The sequence below is a fragment of the Nitrincola sp. genome, assembly GCF_048264025.1.
Lineage (GTDB): Bacteria > Pseudomonadota > Gammaproteobacteria > Pseudomonadales > Balneatricaceae > Nitrincola.
In genome coordinates, this window is sequence record NZ_JBLXDN010000001.1 from 107,534 (window position 1) to 127,596 (window position 20,063).

21 protein-coding genes and 1 other RNA gene are annotated in these 20,063 nt (G+C 49.8%); 10 read left to right on the plus strand and 12 right to left on the minus strand.

Annotated features, from left to right (window positions below; all coding sequences use genetic code 11):
• The first annotated feature begins 3 nt into the window (after positions 1-3).
• Both ACN0R1_RS00510 and mnhG read left to right on the plus strand, forming a co-directional pair.
• Entirely contained in the window at positions 4-291 is a 288-nt protein-coding gene (locus tag ACN0R1_RS00510) for a monovalent cation/H+ antiporter complex subunit F (protein WP_417578830.1), read from the plus strand.
• Positions 284-724, plus strand: coding sequence for a monovalent cation/H(+) antiporter subunit G (gene mnhG / locus ACN0R1_RS00515; RefSeq protein ID WP_417578832.1), 441 nt, complete (start codon positions 284-286; stop codon positions 722-724). Before ACN0R1_RS00510 ends, mnhG begins: the two co-directional genes overlap by 8 nt.
• Here the strand turns inward: mnhG and ACN0R1_RS00520 are convergent.
• Complete coding sequence (locus tag ACN0R1_RS00520; RefSeq protein WP_417579427.1) at positions 721-2,016, minus strand: M18 family aminopeptidase; 1,296 nt, start codon at positions 2,014-2,016, stop codon at positions 721-723. The two genes, mnhG and ACN0R1_RS00520, sit on opposite strands and share 4 nt — an antisense overlap.
• A 174-nt stretch (positions 2,017-2,190) precedes the next feature.
• Here ACN0R1_RS00520 and ACN0R1_RS00525 point away from each other — a divergent pair, with 174 nt between their 5' ends.
• From ACN0R1_RS00525 to rpsA, 3 genes are all read left to right on the plus strand, one after another.
• The gene (locus tag ACN0R1_RS00525) at positions 2,191-4,284 is read left to right on the plus strand and encodes a carboxy terminal-processing peptidase (RefSeq protein ID WP_417578834.1); all 2,094 of its coding nucleotides are present in this window, start codon (positions 2,191-2,193) and stop codon (positions 4,282-4,284) included.
• On the plus strand, positions 4,274-5,107 hold the full coding sequence (locus ACN0R1_RS00530; RefSeq protein ID WP_417578836.1) for a hypothetical protein: 834 nt from the start codon (positions 4,274-4,276) through the stop codon (positions 5,105-5,107). The genes ACN0R1_RS00525 and ACN0R1_RS00530 overlap by 11 nt, the downstream gene beginning before the upstream one ends.
• A 186-nt stretch (positions 5,108-5,293) precedes the next feature.
• Positions 5,294-6,982: a 30S ribosomal protein S1 gene (gene rpsA / locus ACN0R1_RS00535; RefSeq protein ID WP_417578838.1), complete on the plus strand. Its 1,689-nt coding sequence runs from the start codon at positions 5,294-5,296 to the stop codon at positions 6,980-6,982.
• A 102-nt stretch (positions 6,983-7,084) separates the two neighbouring features.
• Here the strand turns inward: rpsA and ACN0R1_RS00540 are convergent, their stop codons facing one another.
• The 8 genes from ACN0R1_RS00540 to ACN0R1_RS00575 form a co-directional block, all read right to left on the minus strand.
• Entirely contained in the window at positions 7,085-7,549 is a 465-nt protein-coding gene (locus ACN0R1_RS00540) for a YcgN family cysteine cluster protein (RefSeq protein WP_417578839.1), read from the minus strand.
• 2 nt (positions 7,550-7,551) lie between these two features.
• Positions 7,552-7,839, minus strand: a complete 288-nt coding sequence (locus ACN0R1_RS00545) for a YcgL domain-containing protein (RefSeq protein WP_417578841.1) — start codon at positions 7,837-7,839, stop codon at positions 7,552-7,554.
• Positions 7,833-9,029 (minus strand): ribonuclease D, encoded by a 1,197-nt coding sequence (rnd, locus tag ACN0R1_RS00550; RefSeq protein WP_417578843.1) that lies wholly within the window; start codon positions 9,027-9,029, stop codon positions 7,833-7,835. Before rnd ends, ACN0R1_RS00545 begins: the two co-directional genes overlap by 7 nt.
• Complete coding sequence (recR, locus tag ACN0R1_RS00555; RefSeq protein ID WP_417578845.1) at positions 9,026-9,637, minus strand: recombination mediator RecR; 612 nt, start codon at positions 9,635-9,637, stop codon at positions 9,026-9,028. Before recR ends, rnd begins: the two co-directional genes overlap by 4 nt.
• Entirely contained in the window at positions 9,637-9,960 is a 324-nt protein-coding gene (locus ACN0R1_RS00560; protein ID WP_417578847.1) for a YbaB/EbfC family nucleoid-associated protein, read from the minus strand. The genes recR and ACN0R1_RS00560 overlap by 1 nt, the downstream gene beginning before the upstream one ends.
• A 14-nt stretch (positions 9,961-9,974) precedes the next feature.
• Positions 9,975-11,837: a DNA polymerase III subunit gamma/tau gene (dnaX, locus tag ACN0R1_RS00565; RefSeq protein ID WP_417578849.1), complete on the minus strand. Its 1,863-nt coding sequence runs from the start codon at positions 11,835-11,837 to the stop codon at positions 9,975-9,977.
• Between the two features lie 96 nt (positions 11,838-11,933).
• The gene (gene nhaD / locus ACN0R1_RS00570; protein WP_417578851.1) at positions 11,934-13,379 is read right to left on the minus strand and encodes a sodium:proton antiporter NhaD; all 1,446 of its coding nucleotides are present in this window, start codon (positions 13,377-13,379) and stop codon (positions 11,934-11,936) included.
• A 174-nt stretch (positions 13,380-13,553) separates the two neighbouring features.
• Positions 13,554-14,531 (minus strand): glutathione S-transferase family protein, encoded by a 978-nt coding sequence (locus ACN0R1_RS00575; RefSeq protein ID WP_417578853.1) that lies wholly within the window; start codon positions 14,529-14,531, stop codon positions 13,554-13,556.
• 161 nt (positions 14,532-14,692) lie between these two features.
• Between ACN0R1_RS00575 and ACN0R1_RS00580 the strand changes: the two genes are divergently transcribed.
• Positions 14,693-14,833, plus strand: a complete 141-nt coding sequence (locus ACN0R1_RS00580; protein ID WP_417578855.1) for a hypothetical protein — start codon at positions 14,693-14,695, stop codon at positions 14,831-14,833.
• Between the two features lie 318 nt (positions 14,834-15,151).
• Here the strand turns inward: ACN0R1_RS00580 and ffs are convergent.
• Positions 15,152-15,248, minus strand: an RNA gene (gene ffs, locus ACN0R1_RS00585) — signal recognition particle sRNA small type.
• Positions 15,249-15,425: 177 nt separating this feature from the next.
• Between ffs and ACN0R1_RS00590 the strand changes: the two genes are divergently transcribed.
• Together ACN0R1_RS00590 and ACN0R1_RS00595 are read left to right on the plus strand one after the other, a co-directional pair.
• Positions 15,426-15,965, plus strand: a complete 540-nt coding sequence (locus tag ACN0R1_RS00590; RefSeq protein WP_417578857.1) for a DUF2058 domain-containing protein — start codon at positions 15,426-15,428, stop codon at positions 15,963-15,965.
• Positions 15,966-16,019: 54 nt separating this feature from the next.
• Entirely contained in the window at positions 16,020-16,814 is a 795-nt protein-coding gene (locus tag ACN0R1_RS00595) for a response regulator (protein WP_417578859.1), read from the plus strand.
• 22 nt (positions 16,815-16,836) lie between these two features.
• Here the strand turns inward: ACN0R1_RS00595 and alr are convergent, their stop codons facing one another.
• Both alr and ACN0R1_RS00605 read right to left on the minus strand, forming a co-directional pair.
• The gene (gene alr / locus ACN0R1_RS00600) at positions 16,837-17,940 is read right to left on the minus strand and encodes an alanine racemase (protein WP_417578861.1); all 1,104 of its coding nucleotides are present in this window, start codon (positions 17,938-17,940) and stop codon (positions 16,837-16,839) included.
• 36 nt (positions 17,941-17,976) lie between these two features.
• Entirely contained in the window at positions 17,977-18,366 is a 390-nt protein-coding gene (locus ACN0R1_RS00605) for a RidA family protein (protein ID WP_417578863.1), read from the minus strand.
• 123 nt (positions 18,367-18,489) lie between these two features.
• On the opposite strand from ACN0R1_RS00605, the gene ACN0R1_RS00610 reads away from it, so the two are divergent.
• Positions 18,490-18,996: an Lrp/AsnC ligand binding domain-containing protein gene (locus tag ACN0R1_RS00610; protein ID WP_417578865.1), complete on the plus strand. Its 507-nt coding sequence runs from the start codon at positions 18,490-18,492 to the stop codon at positions 18,994-18,996.
• 119 nt (positions 18,997-19,115) lie between these two features.
• Positions 19,116-20,063 carry a GTP cyclohydrolase FolE2 gene (folE2, locus tag ACN0R1_RS00615; protein WP_417578867.1) on the plus strand — a complete coding sequence of 316 codons (948 nt, stop codon included), beginning with the start codon at positions 19,116-19,118 and terminating at the stop codon, positions 20,061-20,063.

Below are 20,063 nucleotides of genomic sequence, written 5' to 3' on the forward strand. Positions count from 1 at the left end.
CCGATGTTTACTGGAGGAAGTGTGCAATTTGTCATTTACCTAACCTTTGCCATTCTAAGTTTGGCATTGATATTAATTTTTATCCGCCTGATTCTAGGTCCGACATTGCCTGACCGTGTGGTGGCGCTGGAGCTGTTTGCATCTGTCATAGTCGCAATTATCGGTGCCTATGCCATTTATACAGATACAGCCAGCTTTATTGATGTTGCCATCGTCGCAGCGCTCACAGCTTTTCTGGCCGCGATAGGCTTTGCCCGCTTTCTGGAACGAGGAGGTCCACGAGATGATTGAGTGGATTATAAAAATCCTGATGCTAACCAGCTCACTGTTTATTCTCCTGGCGGCTGTCGGAGTACTTCGCTTACCTGATTTGCTCACCCGCATGCATGCCAGCACTAAAGCCGGCGCATTGGGTATCACCTTGATGATGATTGCTGCCAGCTTCCACTTCTTCGATGCGGTGGTATTTGCAAAAAGCCTGGCGGTGATTATCTTTATTTTAATCACCGCGCCAGTCGCCGCGCATGCAATTGGCCGTGCAGGCTACTTTGTCGGTGTTCCCGTTTGGTCAAAAACCATTAAAGATGAACTAATCAACTGTTATGACCCTGACAGCCACCGTCTAATGAGTGGCCTGGAAACGGAGGAGGAACTGGAAATTTACCGCCAGAACCTTGACCTCAAACCCCGCATACGTGTTACGCGTCGAGAGAGTAACGACTAGACCCGCAGATCTCGGGTCTGATAAAACCGCTGCAACACTCGGGCAAGACACCAAGCATCATCACTGCCAGCGGTTTCACGAATCGAATGCATGGCAAACTGGGGAACACCGACATCAACGGTTGGTATACCGGTTTCCGTGGCAATAATCGGGCCGATGGTACTGCCACAGCCCTGATCACTGCGCACCACAAAACTCTGCACCGATACACCTACCTGCTCGGCCAGATGTCTAAACACGGCACTGGTCTCACTGTTACTGGCATAGCGCTGATTAGCGTTCATTTTAATTACTGGCCCCTTGTTCAATATTGGACCATGGTTATCATCATGACGCTCAGCAAAATTAGGATGCACACCATGCGCGTTGTCTGCTGAGACAAACAACGAGTTAGCCAACACTTCGTAGCGGTTAACCTCAGTTGGCAGAATGCGCTCCAGCCACTGAGTCAGCATCGGTCCCTGTGCTCCACAGGCACTGGCACTACCTACCTCTTCATGGTCGTTACAGATCAAAACCTGACCGGGACCAGCATCAGCAGCCAGCAAAGCCTGTAATCCAATAAAACAACTCAACAGATTGTCCAACCGAGCCGAACAGATAAGCTCCTGATTCAACCCAACCAAGGCCGCTTTGTGACAATCATAAAATGCCAGCTCATAATCCAACACAGTGTCCAGATCATCCACACCCTGATCGGCAAGATGCTGCTTTAACAAGGCACGGAAATCGGCCTTGCTCGACAACTGCCCGAGAATCGGCGGCAAAAATGTCTGTGCATTGATACTGCGAGCAGAATTGGCTTCCCGATCGAGATGAATAGCCAAGCTGGGAATTATGGCCACCGGTTTTTTGAAGTTGATCAGATGACTAGCAAGCTGACCTTGCGTGTTACGCACGGTAACTCTTCCGGCTAACGACAGATCGCGATCAAACCAAGGATTCAACAACACCCCACCATAGACTTCCACGCCAAGCTGAAAATAACCTTGGCGCAGCATTTCCGGCTGGGGTTTAACCTTCAGACAGGGTGAATCCGTATGTGCGCCAGTAAACCGTAATCCCTGCGAAAAACCTTTATAGTTGATCGGTTGACGCCAGGCGATGATTGATGAGCCATTACGCACTGTGTAATAGCCAGAACCGGGGGCTAATTGCCAGACAGCCTTCTCATCCAGGGCCTGAAACCCTGAGCGGTCCAGTATGTCTGACATTTGACGCACTGCATGGAAAGGTGTTGGTGAAGCATCCAGAAACTCCAGCAGAGCCTGGTTGAATACTGCCTTGTTAATATCGTTGCTCACAGACCACTCCATCATTAAAAACTACATTGAACTCAATTTTACATTAGTCCAGCCGATGACTACACTGGCACATCCGGTAATATAGAACCAAAAGGCAAGGAAACTCCGTAACAAAAACGGTGTCTTAATCCGCAGATGGACTAATCAGGAATTACCCAGACCATGACCAGATTTACATTTAAACCCCTGCTGACCGGCCTTGTATTGGCATTATTGCTTGCTGTAGGCCCGGTACAGGCACGCTATGCGGCTGAACCACAACATGAAGAAGCCCTTCTAAATGTTATTTCAGCCCTGCAGCATAATCACTACAGTGGTAAAAAAATGGATGAGGAGCTCTCATCGGATATTTTTGAGCGCTACCTTAAAGACCTGGATTCCTCCCGAATTTATTTTTACCAAGCCGATGTCCGCGAATTTGAGCACGCGCGCGAAGCGATCGGCCTGGAAATTCTGACGGGAAGCAGTCAAACAGGCTTTGCCATCTATAACCGCTTTCATCAGCGCCAAATAGAACGCCTGGAGTACATGCTCAATCTACTTCAGGATGAGTCTCATAGTTTTGACTTCAATACCCATGACAGCATAGAGACAGACCGTAGTGAAGCGGACTGGGTGCAGACAACAGAAGAGATGGATGAGCTCTGGTACAAGCGTCTGAAAAACGCTCTGATCAGTCTGAAACTGGCCGATCAAACAGTTGCTGAGGCTCGCGAAACCCTGATTCAACGCTATGAAAACCAACAAAATCGTCTGGCTCAGACCAACAATGAAGACGTATTTGAACGTTATGCCAACGCAATTGCACATGAGTTTGATCCTCACAGCCAGTATCTGTCACCCCGTAACCAGGAAAACTTTCAAATCAACATGAGTTTGTCGCTGGAAGGTATTGGTGCGGTACTTCAAGGAGAAGATGAACATACCAAGGTTGTGCGCCTGGTGCCTGGTGGTCCAGCTGATCGCGCCGGACAACTTCGCACCTCTGACACCATCGTCGGCGTAGGTCAGGATGCCGAAGGTCCAATGCAGGATGTAGTCGGCTGGCGTCTGGATGAGGTTGTTAATCTCATCAGAGGGCCACGTGAAAGCACAGTAAGATTGCAGATCATTCCGGCCGACTCAATAGATCGGAGCGCACGCCGCATTATTACCATTGTCAGGGACAAGGTCAGACTTGAGGAGCAAGCCGCGCAGAAGCGCCTGCTTGACCTGCAACGTAATGGTCAGCCTTACCGGGTAGGCGTTATTGAAATCCCCGCCTTTTACATTGACTTTACCGCCATGCAGGCTGGCGATCCCGAGTACAAAAGCACCACGCGGGATGTAGAAAAGCTCATTGAAGAACTGAAAGACGAGAACATTGACTCGCTGATTGTCGATCTTCGCAATAATGGTGGTGGCTCGCTACGTGAAGCCAATGAGCTGACCGGCCTGTTTATCAGTCGGGGCCCCACTGTACAGATCCGTGATGCCAGCGGCCGTGTAGATATTCTGGGCGATTTTGATCCCAAAGTTGCCTGGAATGGTCCGATGGCGGTGATTGTTAATCGTTTGAGTGCATCAGCATCAGAAATATTTGCAGGTGCTATTCAGGACTATAACCGCGGATTAGTTGTCGGTAGCCGCACCTTTGGCAAAGGCACAGTACAAACGTTGCTGCCACTTGAGCATGGCCAGATGAAGCTGACCCATGCCAAGTTCTACCGCATTTCCGGAGAAAGTACTCAAAATGAAGGTGTACAGCCTCATATTCTCTTTCCAACACTGTTTGATGAAGAGGAAATCGGTGAAAGTGCACTCGAAGGAGCCCTGCCTTGGGACACTGTACATCCAGTGCGTCATGGACGCTTCCCAAGCCTGTCTCCATTCCTGGAAGAACTGATCAGCCGTCATGAAGCACGTATCGCCAATGATCCAGACTTTACCTTCATGAACAAACAGGTAGAACGCAGCAAGGAACAGCGTCAACAAACTCAGCTACCGTTAAACATCAACGAAGTACGTGCGCTGCGTGATGAAGTGGAGCAGTGGCAGGTTGATACGGAAAACCAACGCCGTATGGCTAAGGATGAACCCCCTATACGTCAGTTAAGTGAACTGGATGATCTGCTGCCTAAAGACTCACAGGGCCGCCCCATCAATCCAGAAGCTGAATCCATCCTAATGGAAACCGCCGAAATTATGGTGGACTTCATAGATCTGCACCTGTCCCAAACGGCACAAGCAATGGATCGTACAGTGAATGGCAACTGAGGAAAAAAACCCCTCACCGGAGCAAAACGAACAAAAAAAGCCCCGGAACAAAAAAAAATTACTCTTGTTTGTGGCAGTACCCCTAGGGGTACTGCTGCTTGCGGTACTGTTATTTTTTGCCTATCAGTTAGCTCAACAGCAATTTGCCAAAAACCAGGTTGATTTGGAAAAGTTCGGCTTTGATCTTAAAGGCACTTCACAATTTGAGACCTCTGAAGGGTTTCTCGGTGAAACCCAACTACCCTCAACCTTTGGTACAGAAAATCTGACACCCAATGAACGCGTAGTGCATAGCCTGGTCCGCGACCGGGAAAATCTAATTATTGAAAACCGTACTCTTAGACAGCAGATTGAAGCATTAGAAGCGCAGCTTGAGACCTATGAAGAAGATCGGCGCATGGCCGCCTACTTTATGCCGGAAAATTTTTCCCAAGAGCTGGAGCGCGTTGAGCGCATGTTACACACCTACCTTCGGCAATCCGCTGATGCACAACGCTTCAGTAACTTTCGCCTGGAAATCATGGCGGCGGCTGGCCGTATGGAATATCAGCGCTTTGTTGAAGCCAACCAACTGATGCTGGATGCCGTTCAACGTACAGAAATTGTGGTGGATTTCCTGCCAGCCTTCATGTTTTGTGTCGGTGATGCCATTCAATTGGCCGCAAATGACTTCGATGAAGAACGGGAAATTCGTGATTACTTTGGCAACCCAGAGCAGCACCGTTTACCAACTATTATTCAAGAAGATCTGGATGTGGTTTTACCACCCTGTCAACGAGAGTTGCGAGAAGCCTTACACAACAATATGGCCAATCTACTCTGATTGCGCATTTTTTGCTCAGCCCCTGTTCACTCGGCTCAATCCTCTGTATAATTTGACCTCTTTTTTCGTAGTTCTGACATCTTCGCCAGTTTAGTGTCAGGAAAGCGATGACTGATAACCGACCCTGTATAACTGGCGATACAGGCTGGAAGCTGCACCTCTTGCAGCGAACTATAGGACAATTTCATGAGCGAAAGCTTTGCTGATCTTTTTGAAGAATCCCTGCTATCTCTGGATATGACTCCAGGCACCCTGGTTACAGGCGAAGTCGTTGATATCGACAGCGACTGGGTAACCGTCAATGCCGGCCTGAAATCTGAAGCGGTTATTCCACGCTCTCAGTTTCTGAACGACAACAACGAACTTGAAATCAAGCTTGGCGACACTGTTAAAGTAGCCCTGGAAGCCGTTGAAGATGGCTTTGGTGAAACACGTCTGTCACGCGAGAAAGCCAAGCGTTCAGAAGCCTGGGAAGTTCTTCAGAGCAAATTTGACGCCGAAGAAACCGTTACTGGTTACATCTCCGGTAAAGTCAAAGGTGGCTTCACTGTCACTGTCAACAATATCCAAGGCTTCCTGCCTGGTTCACTGGTAGATGTACGTCCGGTTCGCGACGTTGATCACCTTGAAGGCAAGGAACTGGAATTCAAACTGATCAAGCTGGATCCTAAGCGTAACAACATCGTCGTTTCACGTCGTGCGGTTATGCAGGAAGCCAACAGCGCTCAACGCGATGAGCTGCTGGCGACTCTGGAAGAAGGCCAGGTAGCTAAAGGTTTCGTTAAGAACCTGACCAACTACGGTGCCTTTATCGATCTGGGTGGTGTAGACGGCTTGCTGCACATCACCGACATGGCTTGGAAGCGTATTTCTCACCCAAGCGAAATGCTGAATCCAGGTGATGAAATCTCTGTTCGCATCATCAAGTTTGACAAAGAATCTGGTCGTATCTCTCTAGGCCTGAAACAGCTGTCTGAAGATCCATGGGAAGCGATCAAAAACCGTTACCCAGCCGGTACTAAAACCGCTGCACGTGTAACCAATCTGACTGATTACGGCTGCTTCGCTTCTATCGAAGACGGCGTTGAAGGTCTGGTTCACGTTTCTGAAATGTCTTGGACTAACAAGAACATCCACCCATCTAAGATCGTTCAGATCGGTGATGAAGTTGAAGTGATGATTCTGGACGTTGATGAAGAGCGTCGTCGTATTTCTCTGGGCATCAAGCAGTGCACCATCAACCCATGGATCTCTTTCTCTGAGCAGTTCGCTGCCGGTGACAAAGTCCAGGGTACTATCAAGACCATTACTGATTTCGGTATCTTTGTTGGTCTGGATAACGATCTGGACGGTCTGGTTCACATGTCTGACATTTCTTGGGAAGCGGATGCTGAAACTGCACTGCGTCAGTTCAAGAAAGGCGACGAAGTTGAAGCGGTCATCCTGTCTATTGATGCTGAGAAAGAGCGTATCTCTCTGGGCGTTAAACAGCTGGAAAGCGATCCATTTGCTGAATTTGCGGCTGCAAATGAAAAAGGCACCATCGTTAACGGTACTGTGAAGAGTGTTGATGCTAAAGGTGCAGTTGTAGAGCTGGCAGAAGGCGTTGAAGCGCAGCTGAAAGTCTCTGAACTGTCTGCTGAGCGCATCGAAGACGCTACCAGCATCCTGAAAGAAGGCGACGCTGTCGAAGCCAAGATCATCAACGTTGACCGTCGCAACCGCGTCATCAGCCTGTCGATCAAAGCAAAAGATCAAGCGGAAGAAAAAGCCGCTATCAGCGCTGTTCGCAACCAGGAAGTTGATGTACCAGGTCCGACCACCATCGGTGATCTGATCAAACAGCAGATGGCTGCCAATAATCAGAACAACTGATTAGCTGCCTGAACTGAGCTAAAAAAAGCATCTTCGGATGCTTTTTTTATGTACAGGATGTACGGATTATATTGCAAAGAAAGGTTGGGGCAGGATAAAGCCTCAGCCTTTTGAACGAAAAAATACCGCCTCTTCGACCACATAGTCAATGAGATCATCCTCTTCGATCTCATCGTCCTTGACCTCATAAACGCTCAGGACCGACGCAGCCGCATTAATTACCGATGCCGGATCACCACTGAGCAGCGGATGCCATTCAGGCAAAGGCTTGCGCTCATGCACCAAACGATAGGCACAACTGGGTGGCAACCAATGGAACTCAGATACATCTTCTGGACGCAGTTGCACACAGGAAGGCACCAAGCGGGTACGCTCACTATAGCGCGTGCACTGACAAGTTTGATCATCCAGCAGATGGCACACTACCGTGGTGTAAAATACCTCATCGGTATCCTCATCCTCGACCTTGTGTAAGCAACAAAGTGCGCAGCCATCGCACAAAGATTCCCACTCTGGCGTGGTCATCTCGTTCAGCGTTTTTCGCTGCCAGAAGACTTCCTGAGCCAAAATCAGCGCACGCCTGTTTCAGGACGATTAGGGTACAAGTCCAACAGATAATCCTCTTTAGGCGGTGGCAGCTGCAGAAAATAGCCCTTTTCACGGATTGACTCCAGCACACTATCTACCTCAACACGCGCCAACTTGCGCCCCTTTATGATCGGCATATCCATAATATGCTGGGCTTTACCAAACATTTCAATCAGGGCATCTGGCACAGATTTCAGACCCTCTCGCTTATCAACATAAAGGTACATCTCATCCTTGCGTGAACTACGGTATATCGAACAAACTAACATGCAGTCTCTCTTGCGTCTTGTTGTGTTTCCAAAGCCTTCAACAACTGATCACCAATCAGCGTCTTACGCCAGCCACTCAGCGTTTCCGGCAGATGAAAATGCCCCTGATCATCTTTGGAATTAATCAATTTTTCCAGATCACGACGGCGTATGAGCAGCTCCGGCATAATCTGCTGCTGCTTCGCCACATCACGCCCAATGGCCTTGAGACGTTTCAGAGTCGCACTGTGGTATATATGCAGAGGCAAATTAATCGGCTCGGGTGGGTTTTGTTGAGCCGATGCTTCAGCCTGTGACAGAACAGCTATAATCGCAGCACCATCCGTTTTTAGATTCTGGCGGCGCAATAAACCTAAGGCATTTAACTGCTCCAGATTTTGCGGCCAGCATTCTATAATTTTCAGTAGGTGCTCATTTCTCAGTACATGGGGACGGCAAAGATTGCGTTCACGACACAGATTTTCTCGCCAAGCAGACAAGTCACGCAAGCCAGCCAGAGTAACCTCTGAGCTGATATTCAACTGCGTGAAGCGCCGGTAATATTCAAGCCCACCTGGGTCATTATCCCGGGAAGCCTGACCCAGCATACGACACTCATCCAACATCCACTCGTAGCGGCCACTGGCTTCAAGCTCACGTTTGAGTTGTATCGCGATAGTTGGCAAGTAGGCCACATCCAGTGCCGCATACAGAATCTGCTCATCAGATAAAGGACGCTGCAGCCAGTCGGAGCGGGTATGTGCCTTGCCCAGAGTAATATCCAGCGCATGTTGAAGGATACGCTGTAACCCCATACTAAAGCCCCAGCCTGCAAACGCGGCCGCCACCTGAGTATCCAACAAGGGTTCGGGGACAACACCATAATGGTGCCGGAACAACTCCAGATCTTCACTGGCAGCATGCAGCACCTTAAGCACGCGCACATCAGCCAACAAGGCCGCAAACGCTGACATATCATCAATGCTCAGCGGGTCGATTAGATAGCAATGGTACTCATCAGCCACCTGAATCAAGGCCGGCACAGGATAAAACGTATCCACCCGCATAAACTCGGTATCGACAGCAATAAAGGGTAATTCTGCCCACTGCTTACAGTAGTTCGACAGAGTTTCCGCATCACGTATCCACACAGGATCACGCGCACTAAGCTCCAATTGGTCAGCCTTATAAGCCTCTGTAGTCTGTGTCATGCTTTATCCCTGACAATCACACGTCGCCCTGCCAAAGCATGCGCCAGTGTGCCGCCATCAACAAATTCCAGTTCACCGCCGACCGGTACACCGTGTGCAATACGGGTGATACGAATATCCTCACGCTCAATCTGCCCGGAAATATAGTGGGCTGTAGCCTCACCTTCCACTGTCGGATTAGTCGCCAGAATCAACTCTTTGATATCACCTTGATCGATGCGCTCAAGTAACTGCGGAATACCCAGGTCTTCAGGCCCCACACCGTCAATGGGTGACAGATGCCCTTTCAGTACAAAATACACCCCACCAAAACCACCGCTCTGCTCTATAGCCAGCAGGTCAACCGGTGACTCCAACACACAAACCACACTGGTATCACGGCTACTATCGGTGCAAATTTCACACACCGGCGTCTCAGACAGGGTACGACAACGTTCACATTCACCTATATTTTCTACTGCTAACAATAAGGACTCCGCCAACTGGCGGGCATTATCACGATCACGTTCCAGCAGGTGTAACGCCATCCGCTGAGCTGACTTAGGACCCACACCAGGTAAATAGCGCAGCGCATTAATCAGCTGCTGAAGCAACGGACTGAATGACATCAGAAAGGCATCTTAAAGCCTGGTGGCATCTGCATACCACCGGTGACCTGAGCCATGCGCTGCTGCGATTCAGCTTCTACTTTACGAACCGCATCATTCACCGCCGCCGCAATCAGGTCTTCAAGAATCTCTTTATCTTCTTCCATCAGGCTGCTATCAATGCTAACGCTTTTCACATCATGACGGCCGTTCATTACAATACTGACTAGCCCGGCTCCGGATTCACCCTGCACTTCCGCATTGGCAATTTCCTGTTGAGCGCGCTGCATCTCTTCCTGCATTTTTTGGGCTTGCTTCATGATATCGCCCATACCTTTCATCATAATACTATCCTCAACTAATCAATGGGTCTGACAGAAGCTGTGTCCAGCTCGGCAGAAAACTGTTCAATTATACGCTGAACCAACGGGTCCTTCTGCATAGAAATAACCGCCTCAGCCTGGCGTTCCGCTTTTTTACGACTACCGTATTGGGCTGGTGTTTCGTGTGTTTGTTCCGCTTGAATAAAACGTATTTCAAGTGAAGTGTTAAAATACACCTGCAGCGCTTCCTGAATACGCTCTTTCTGGGTGTTATTCAGCAATGCACCCTGCTCAGGTGGATAATGAAAACATAATGACTCCGCATCAACCTCTTCCAGGGATAGATTGCGACAAATACTCGCCGTCATACCGGTTAGTGGCAGCCGCGGTGCAACCCTGACCCAATCGGTTAGAGTCAGCGCTGTCAGACTCGTGGGTACAGCCACCTCATGCTCTTCATCTTTAACCACCGAAGGCATATCAGAGACAGCAGCCGGAGGTGATACGACAGGCGGCTCCCTACTTGCTACTGAGGGTGTGACAACCGGTGGCACAAGCACTTCAGGTTCAGCGGCAGGCTCACTGTATTGGGCTGCCGGTATATCAGCAGCCTCAGGCTTTTTTGCCGAAGAAGGAACCTCATCATCAGTCCAGGGGGGTGGTTCTTCCCAGGGCGGTAACGAGTCCGCCTGTTTTGTTGGCGCAGCGTCAGCTATCTCTGCAACGGTTGAGCTATTAACCGAATCGACACTAACTGGCTCTGTTGACGCCATAGATTTCTCAGCCGTAGCCGCTGGTGTTGACACCTGCAGAGAAGCCGGACGAAATGCCAGCATACGTAACAACACCATTTCCAGCCCTTCACGCAGATCCGGTGCATAAGGCAGGTCTTTGCGTCCCATCAGGCCGATTTGATAATACAGCTGGATATCTTCAGCACGCAGTAACGCTGCAAGTTCCATGACCTGCTGCTGATCTCCCAGGCTGTTATCGATGGCATCGGGAAGTAATTGCGCCAGGGCCACACGGTGCAACAGACTCACCAAATCCGCCAACACAGAGCTGTAATCCGGGCTAAATTCGGAAAGTGCTTGTACCGCATCCATGACACCACGAGCATCATGTTGCGCCAGCGCGGTCAAAATCTGATACACCAAACGCTGGTCGATGGTGCCCAGCATGGTGCGTACATCGGCTTCGGAGACCATGCCTGAACCAAACGCAATCGCCTGATCGGTCAGGCTCAAGGCATCGCGCATGGAGCCATCGGCACTGCGGGCCAACAACCAAAGTGCGGGCTCATCAAAACTAAGCTGCTCTTCGGTGAGCACATAGTGCAGGTGCTCAACAATACGCTGAGGGCTAAGATTCTTCAGGTTAAACTGCAAGCAACGAGACAAGACCGTTACCGGCAATTTTTGCGGATCGGTAGTTGCTAACAGAAATTTGACATGCGGAGGCGGTTCTTCGAGGGTTTTCAGCAGCGCATTGAATGAACTGCTGGAAAGCATGTGCACCTCATCGATCAGGTACACTTTATAGCGCCCATGACTAGGCGCATATTGCACATTCTCCAGCAGTTCACGGGTATCCTCTACCTTGGTACGGGATGCCGCATCCACCTCAATCAGGTCGACAAACCGACCTTCGGCGATCTCCCGGCAAGCCGTACACACACCGCAGGGCGTCGAGGAAACACCTTCTTCACAGTTCAGTGCTTTGGCAAACAAACGGGCAATGGAGGTTTTCCCCACCCCCCGTGTACCGGTAAACAGATAGGCATGATGCAATCTATCATTATCAAGTGCATTCACCAGAGCACGTAATACATGCTCTTGCCCAGCCATTTCACTGAATTTTCGCGGCCGCCATTTTCGCGCCAGTACCTGATAGCTCATAGTCGGGTTTAGCTCTCTCTCAAGTCACCCTGATAAAGGCGTTATCCTACCATGACTCCCGCTTCAAGTCTTACCCCAGTCCAGGCAATTCACCGATCAATACACGCTGAACAGCGCCTGATTTAACCACAGGTGTACCAGTACGCTGGACACATAACCCAGCAGTATCGCCGGCATCCAGCGCAGATGGCCCATAAAGGTGTAAATCCCTCGCGCCTGCCCCATCAGAGCCACACCAGCCGCGGAACCTACCGACAGCAAACTACCACCCACACCCGCCGTAAGCGTAATCAGCAACCAATGTCCGTGAGACATATGTGGTTCCATGGTAATCACCGCAAACATCACCGGAATGTTATCAATCACCGCGGAAATAAATCCCAGGGCTATATTGGCATAGGTCGCATCCCACTGGGTGTAGAGTATTTCTGACATCATCGCCAGATAGCCCATAAAACCCAGTCCGCCAACACACATAATAACCCCGTAAAAGAACAACAGAGTGTCCCACTCGGCCCGAGCGACACGATTGAAAACGTCAAAGGGCACCACGCTCCCCAGGCGCTCCAGACGCTTTTTGTCACCCGCATGCTCGGCTAATAAGCGCTTCTTCGCTAACGAGCCCGGCAAGGTCATACGCAGGAAGTAACCAAAGAATTGCAGATAGCCAAGACCGGCCATCATGCCCAGAACAGGCGGCAAGTGCAGCAGTATATGGCAGGCAACAGCGGTTGCTATAGTGAGTAAGAACAGCACCAAAATACGTCTTGCTCCCCTTTTCAGCTCTACTTCCTCATCCTTAACCTGGGGCTTCTGGTCACCTATAAAGAAAGACATAATAATGGCAGGAATCAGAAAGTTCACCATCGAAGGTATGAACAGCACCAGGAACTCTTCAAAGCGGACCAGGCCCGCCTGCCAAACCATCAAGGTGGTGATATCGCCAAAAGGACTGAAGGCACCACCGGCATTGGCGGCAACCACAATATTGATACAACAGAGATTAATGAAGCGGTTATCGCCCTCACCCACTTTCATCACCACGGCACACATCAACAAGGCCGTGGTCAGGTTGTCGGCAATGGGTGAGATAAAAAAGGCCAGCAATCCAGTCATCCAGAACAGCGTTCGATAACTAAATCCTTTGCGCACCATCCACGAACGCAGTGCATCAAACACCCGCCGCTCTTCCAAAGCGTTGATATAGGTCATCGCCACCAACAGGAACAGCATCAGCTCAGCGAATTCGAGCAGGGTTTCTTTAAAAGCCTCTTCTGGCACACCAGCCAAATCAGCCTGAACATAAACCCATCCGGCAATAGCCCAGATCACCCCGGCTGCTACCAGTACGGGTTTAGATTTACGCAAATGCAGTTTTTCTTCACTCATTACCAGCATATACGCCAGCACAAACACCACCAAAGCGATGTAGCCAGCGGTAGTGGCTGTCAAATTAAGTGGTCCGGTGGCAGCCCAGGTAGAGGTACTGAATAGAGCCAGCAGAAAAGCCAATACTCCAATAATTATTTTTCTGGCAGTCATGATGTTTCACTTCTGGAAGCATTAAGTTGACAGCGCCGAACGCGCTGTCAGGATGGTTGCTCAGTATAGTCTCAGCTTAACCCCTCTTCTATGCTTCTTAAGGGGTAATTATCTAGTTCTTTTAGACTATATAAGCATAAGCTATAAGCACTTACCGCATTGCAACATTGTACATCACATATTTTCACGCTGATGCGGTTGAGCAAAGTCTTGGACTGGTCCTGCAGGAACGATGGCCGTTGGATTAATCATGGTGTGACTAGCATAATAATGGGTCTTGATATGGCCCATATTGACCGTCTTCGCGACGCTCGGTTGCTGATACAAATCACGGAGATAACCCCACAGATGCGGGTAATCATCAATCCGTTTCAGGTTGCACTTAAAGTGCCCATGATAAACCGCATCAAAGCGAATCAGCGTGGTAAATAAACGCCAGTCGGCCTCAGTCAATTGATCACCAAGTAGAAAGCGACGTGTTGATAATTGTTCGTCAAGCCAATCCAGCGTATCAAATAATGGTTGCACCGCTTCTTCATAGGCTGACTGCGTGGTAGCAAACCCGGCTTTATAAACGCCATTGTTCACGCTGTCATATACCCGCTCGTTAATCTGATCGATTTCTTCACGTAAGGCTTGCGGATAGTAATCGCCCGACGTTGCACCAACACTATCAAAGGCACTATTCAGCATACGGATGATGTCAGCCGATTCGTTACTGACAATTCGCTGTTGCTGCTTATCCCAGAGCACCGGTACAGTGACCCGCCCGGTATACACCGGATCTTCAGCAGTATAGACCTGACGCAAATAGTCGGCTTGATGCAGTGGATCAGCAACAACGCCCTCGCCTTCAGCAAAGGTCCAACCATCTTCGCGCATCAACGGATTCACTACAGATACTGAAATAAATGACTCCAGCCCCTTAATCGCCCGAAATATCAACGTGCGATGTGCCCAGGGACAGGCCAGGGATACATACAAATGATAGCGCTGCGGCTCGGGTTTAAAGCCCCCCTCTCCAGTAGGCCCAGGACTACCATCAGCTGTAATCCAGTTGCGAAACTGTGCTTCGCTGCGCACAAACCGACCTTCGGATGATTTCGTGTCGTACCATTGATCAACCCATTCACCGTCTACCAGCAAACCCATTACACATACCTCTTTTGTTCAAAATCAGGAGACGGCTCACAGAAGGTTCCATAAACAGCCAAGACACTGCAGACAAATCCACAGCACAAGTTTGTACTCTTCAGTGTAGCGAATAGATCAGGTTTTAAAAACGACAGTTAAAGTGTGCTATAGAGAAAGGCATGATGATCTTGGGCCACTGGGGACGGATCTGTCTGACACGCCGTAAACACATCCCTGTGGGCTCAACTGCCGCCATCCGGGCGGCAGATGGTCAGACAAATCCGACCCCATCAGCCTCGCAAGCGTTGGTGCCAGCATAAAGTCGGCTTACGCGTTACTATTAAAACTAATGTGCAGCCAATTCACGGAAAGCAGGATTAGCCTGAATAGTTGCCAAGACTTTAGCAGCCAGCCCTGCCGGGTTACGTATTTTTGACTCCCAGCTTTTATCTACAATTTGATCTGGCACAGAGTTTTGGGCGGGTGGTAGTATCGCTTTGAAGTGACCGTCTGGCACCAAGGCCGACGAAAGCGTGTCACTATACCGTTGAATCACTGATTAATTGAAGTACAAAAGATAATTCAGAAAAATATAAGGCGAGTATTTAAACGATAAAAACGAGGGGTAATGGAGGCAGCTCCACCAGCCACATCCCGGCACACGAGTCGACCGCTGTGGCTGCTCCCTTCCAGGCCTGACCAGGTTCACGGTGTATCGTTGCGAGAGGACCGGCAGAGCCACCATAACGCAGCGATCTGAATTAACAGAATCGGCGCGAAGTATAAGCAGGCGAGCTCAGGAATGCAAATTCTGTTGTTACTATTTTTCAAACTCGGCAACAGGATTCCAGATACCCTGCATCGTGTTACACTAAGTCATCTTTATTTTTTGTGCTTCAGGGTTTGTGAGTTATGACAGGTTCGTTAAAAGATCAGTTATTCAAAGCCGGCATCGCCAGCAAAAAACAGATCAAGCAGGTTGAGCTAGAAAAGCGTAAGCAATCCAAACAAGGCAGCAAGCCGGATAATGACCAGCACGCGGCCAGCGTTGAAGCCGCACGACAAGAGAAATTGCAGAAAGATCGCGCGCTCAATGAAGCACGCAAGCAGGCTCAAGTGCAACGTGCTGGCCAGGCTGAGATACGCCAACTGGTTGATCAACACCGCATCCGACTGCCTAAAGACGGTGATATCCGTTACTACTTCATCAGCCAGGACAAGGTCAAGCAACTCTGGATTAATGCCGACCTGCAACGCCAGTTAGCCGGCCGTCGCATAGCTCTGGTCTGTGTCAATGATCGCTTTGAACTGGTGCCTTATGAGATTGCTGAACGCATCATTCAACGTGACCCTAGTGCAGTCATAAAAGAAGATACCGAGCGTCGTGACAAGATCGCGGCGGAGGAAGCCGAATACGAACAATTTCAAATACCTGACGATCTAGACTGGTAAAAATTAGCCATACTGCTATTGTTGACTTAAACGTCCGGAATTCATGAGGTCAGCATGCGGTCACTTTCGGCTAGTCATCTCAACCTGCTTTTGGTTGAGCCTTCGCAGTTACAGCGAAAAATCATTACCCAGCAACTCAATTCGGCTGGTGTAATGGCCATAGACAGCGTAGACACAATCGCTGAAGCCAAAGCCTCTGTCCAGCGAATCAAACCTGATCTAATTGTCAGCGCGCTGCATTTCAGCGATGGCACAGCTCAGGATCTGCTCAACTGGATGCATAACACCCCCGGTTACACCGAACTGCCTTTTATGTTGATATCCAGCGAAACCCGTCGGGAGCAACTGGAAAGCTTTCGTCAATCCGGCGTTATCGCCATACTGCCTAAACCCTTTACCAACGCGAATCTCAAATCAGCCATCAGTGCCACACTGGATCTACTCTCAGCCGATGAACTGTCGCTGGAATATTATGATCCCGAAAGTTTACGCGTATTGGTGGTTGATGATAGCCGCATGGCCCGAAAAATGATCCGCCGCGTACTGACTAATCTGGGCATACAGCATTTTGAAGAAGCGACCGATGGCTCAGAAGCTATAAGCATATTGGCTGAAAAGCCTTTTGATCTGGTGGTGACCGATTACAACATGCCAGAAGTGAATGGGCTACAACTGACAGAATATATCCGCAGTCACGAAACCCTGTCTCATTTACCCGTGCTAATGGTGACGTCTGAATCCAATCAGGCCTACCTTAGCAATGTAGCCCAGAGCGGTGTTAATGCCATGGTCGACAAGCCGTTCGAACCGAAGCTGGTAAAGCGCTTGCTACAGCGTATCCTTGAGTAGCAAGCCTGTTCTGGACCAGGTATCAGGATGACTGAATATCCGCATAGCGCCGCTTTACCCGCCGCGTCAGACCACTTAATAGCGTGTAGGGTATAGTGCCACACCAGTCAGCTACCTCATTGACTGCTACATTAGTACCCCAAAGTTCCACCTGATCTCCAGGCTTGGCTTCTGGGTGTAACGACAGGTCAATAGTCGACATATCCATAGATACTCGTCCCGCCAGCGCGGCACGTCGTCCATTCAGCCACACAGGTGTACCGCTAGGTGCATGCCGGGAATAGCCATCAGCATAGCCAACAGCCAGTGTACCGATACGGGTTGGCTTTTCAGCCACCCAACTGGCACCATAACCCACAGACTCGCCGGCCTGTAATTCCCGTACAGCAATGATTTCAGTGGTCAGCGTCATACCAGGGCGCAGTTGGGATGCCACTGACTGAGGTTCAGCAAAAGGACTGGCACCATACAGCATAATACCCGGGCGCAACCACTGCTGGTGCGCCTGAGGCCAGTGCATCACCCCTGCCGAGTTACATAGACTCAGGTCCACCGAGTGACCCGCTACGGCAGCATGGATCTGCTGTAGCTGACGTTCAGTATGTGGCCGCTGAGGCTCATCAGCGCAGGCGAAATGGCTCATAACCACTAGTTGTTCAACCGCAGGAAGCGCCTGCAAGCGTTGCAGTGCGCCAGCGGCAAGCGACGGCTCGATACCGAGACGGTGCATCCCTGAGTCAATCTTTAGCCAAATATGCAATCCTCGACTATCTGGGTGCTTTGCCAAGTAGGCTTCCAGCTTTTCCAGTTGCTCGATACTATGAAGTGCCGTCCAGAATTGCTGCTGCTGAATTAAGGGTAATTCCTCAGACTCAAAAAAACCCTCCAGCAACAACACCGGCCGGGTAATGCCAGCATCCCGCAACTCCAGCGCCTCTTCAATCGCCGCGACACCAAAGGCATCCACATCCGATTCGAGTGACCTGGCCACCTGTACGGCACCATGACCATAAGCATCCGCCTTGATAATGGCAACCGCACGCGACTGAGGTGCTTGCGCACGCGCCAGTTGATAGTTATGACGTATGGCAGACAAGTCTACCTGGGCTATGAGATTACGCGCCATGCACTGCTCCTGATAAGGCTTTAACGCAGCTTCTGATTAGTCAGCCAATACCATCACGGCTTCCACTTCAATATCTGCATCTTTCGGCAAAGCCTTAACAGCATAAGCGGCACGGGCCGGATAGGGCTGAGTGAAGTAACGCTGCATGATTTCATTAACCTGCGCAAAGTTAGCCAGATCGCTCAGCAAAATAGTCAGTTTGACGCAATCGGCCAGTGAACCACCGGCGGCTTCAGCGACAGCCTTCAGGTTTTCAAATACCTGTACAGCCTGGGCTTCGAATGACTCAGTGACCATTTCCATGCTGCTTGGATTCAGAGGAATCTGTCCAGACATATACACAGTATTACCAGCCTTGACCGCCTGAGAGTAAGGACCAATCGCAGCAGGTGCTTTTTCGGTACTAATAATAGTTTTTGTTGTCATACAGATCTCTCCAAAAGTTAAAAGATGGCATATATTAATGCAATCTCATTAGATATATAATTTATAATTGTAATTTAATCAGATAATTTTCTTATAAAGACAAAATATAAAGGAAAAACCTCTGTGTCAAAATTTTCCAAACCAGGACAGCGTAAACTTGATCGTATAGATCGCAACATACTGAATGTATTACAAAAAGAAGGGAGAATCTCCTATACTGACTTAGCTGACCGTGTTGGCTTGTCAACCACCCCCTGCATGGAAAGGGTCAAACGCCTGGAGCGTGACCGCCTGATAACCGGCTACCATGCTCAGGTTAACCCAGAACTGCTGGGATACGATCTACTGGTGTTTGTCGAGATATCCTTATCCTACCAATCCGCCGACGCCTTCGAGCGTTTCAGCAAAGCCATTTCTGATCTACCCTACATTTTGGAATGCCATTTAGTCTCCGGTGATGCCGACTACCTGCTCAAAGCCCGCCTGCAGGATATGACCCAATACCGGGCCCTACTGGGTGATATGCTGCTAAAACTGCCCGGGGTGAAAAACTCCAAAAGCTACATCGTCATGGAGAGTGTCAAGGAAGGTTCAACCCTGCCAATTGAACACCCTCAGCAATTAATTTGAAATTACTCTTTTCAACTAGCATGCACTAATTGTAATAACCATACAGTTTACATTTTGCAATCCTCGTCGATCCGGCGATAATAGTCGATATTAAACCTAGACCTACAACGAGATCCGCTATGAACGCCCGAATCGAGATGCCAGATGTCGCCACCCACGCCACGCCGGTGAGCCGCGAAACTCTGGACTGGGTCGGCATGAGTCATATCACCCTACCCTTGAATGTTTGCCAACCCGGCGGCCAGTTGCAGCCGGTGATTGCACATCTCGATATCCATGTTGATATAGTGAACCCGGAAGTGAAAGGGATTCACATGTCACGCCTCTATTTGCTGCTGAATGAATTTGCGGCTCAGGAGGCGCTTACACCCGCCTCAATACAGAAACTACTTCAGCGCGTCTGTGAGAGTCACCGCGGAATCAGTGAATCCGCCATTCTCAAGCTGTCATTCGAATACCCTTTGCAGCGCCCTGCACTGAAAAGTGATTACAGCGGCTGGAAGCCTTACCCCAGCAGTATTGAAGCCACCCAAAAAGGTAATGAGTTTTCATTGGAACTCTCGGTATCCGTACCCTACTCATCCACCTGCCCTTGCTCAGCCGCACTATCACGCCAGTTATTGCAGGAGGCTTTTCGTGACGATTTTGCGAGCAGTGAAATGGTCAGCCGAGAACAGGTTGAGCACTGGTTGCGCTCCGAGCGCGGCAGCGTGGCAACTCCTCATAGCCAGCGCAGCTATGCCCGGTTACGAGTAAAAATTGATCCGACGGCGCACGACATTCTGCCCCTGCTTGACCTGATCGACCGCACCGAACAAGCCCTGCAGACACCGGTACAAACCGCCGTCAAGCGTGAAGATGAACAGGAGTTTGCCCGACTCAATGGCGCCAATATGATGTTCTGCGAAGATGCCGCCAGACGCCTGAAAACTGCATTTAACCAAGCAGAGGCCTATCAGGATTTCTGGATTCGTGTCGAACACCATGAAAGCCTGCATGATCATGATGCCGTAGCAGTGGTCAGCAAGGGCGTGCCAGGTGGCTATACACCACTGCTGCAACGCTAA

What these genes read in the sequence shown, in the direction of transcription:
- ACN0R1_RS00510 (WP_417578830.1), top strand. Translation starts at nt 4, where the DNA reads ATGTTTACTGGAGGAAGTGTGCAATTTGTCATTTACCTAACCTTTGCC.
- mnhG (WP_417578832.1), top strand. Translation starts at nt 284, where the DNA reads ATGATTGAGTGGATTATAAAAATCCTGATGCTAACCAGCTCACTGTTT.
- ACN0R1_RS00525 (WP_417578834.1), top strand. Translation starts at nt 2,191, where the DNA reads ATGACCAGATTTACATTTAAACCCCTGCTGACCGGCCTTGTATTGGCA.
- ACN0R1_RS00530 (WP_417578836.1), top strand. Translation starts at nt 4,274, where the DNA reads ATGGCAACTGAGGAAAAAAACCCCTCACCGGAGCAAAACGAACAAAAA.
- rpsA (WP_417578838.1), top strand. Translation starts at nt 5,294, where the DNA reads ATGAGCGAAAGCTTTGCTGATCTTTTTGAAGAATCCCTGCTATCTCTG.
- ACN0R1_RS00545 (WP_417578841.1), bottom strand. Translation starts at nt 7,839, where the DNA reads ATGTTAGTTTGTTCGATATACCGTAGTTCACGCAAGGATGAGATGTAC.
- rnd (WP_417578843.1), bottom strand. Translation starts at nt 9,029, where the DNA reads ATGACACAGACTACAGAGGCTTATAAGGCTGACCAATTGGAGCTTAGT.
- recR (WP_417578845.1), bottom strand. Translation starts at nt 9,637, where the DNA reads ATGTCATTCAGTCCGTTGCTTCAGCAGCTGATTAATGCGCTGCGCTAT.
- ACN0R1_RS00560 (WP_417578847.1), bottom strand. Translation starts at nt 9,960, where the DNA reads ATGATGAAAGGTATGGGCGATATCATGAAGCAAGCCCAAAAAATGCAG.
- dnaX (WP_417578849.1), bottom strand. Translation starts at nt 11,837, where the DNA reads ATGAGCTATCAGGTACTGGCGCGAAAATGGCGGCCGCGAAAATTCAGT.
- nhaD (WP_417578851.1), bottom strand. Translation starts at nt 13,379, where the DNA reads ATGACTGCCAGAAAAATAATTATTGGAGTATTGGCTTTTCTGCTGGCT.
- ACN0R1_RS00575 (WP_417578853.1), bottom strand. Translation starts at nt 14,531, where the DNA reads ATGGGTTTGCTGGTAGACGGTGAATGGGTTGATCAATGGTACGACACG.
- ACN0R1_RS00580 (WP_417578855.1), top strand. Translation starts at nt 14,693, where the DNA reads ATGATGATCTTGGGCCACTGGGGACGGATCTGTCTGACACGCCGTAAA.
- ACN0R1_RS00590 (WP_417578857.1), top strand. Translation starts at nt 15,426, where the DNA reads ATGACAGGTTCGTTAAAAGATCAGTTATTCAAAGCCGGCATCGCCAGC.
- ACN0R1_RS00595 (WP_417578859.1), top strand. Translation starts at nt 16,020, where the DNA reads ATGCGGTCACTTTCGGCTAGTCATCTCAACCTGCTTTTGGTTGAGCCT.
- alr (WP_417578861.1), bottom strand. Translation starts at nt 17,940, where the DNA reads ATGGCGCGTAATCTCATAGCCCAGGTAGACTTGTCTGCCATACGTCAT.
- ACN0R1_RS00605 (WP_417578863.1), bottom strand. Translation starts at nt 18,366, where the DNA reads ATGACAACAAAAACTATTATTAGTACCGAAAAAGCACCTGCTGCGATT.
- folE2 (WP_417578867.1), top strand. Translation starts at nt 19,116, where the DNA reads ATGAACGCCCGAATCGAGATGCCAGATGTCGCCACCCACGCCACGCCG.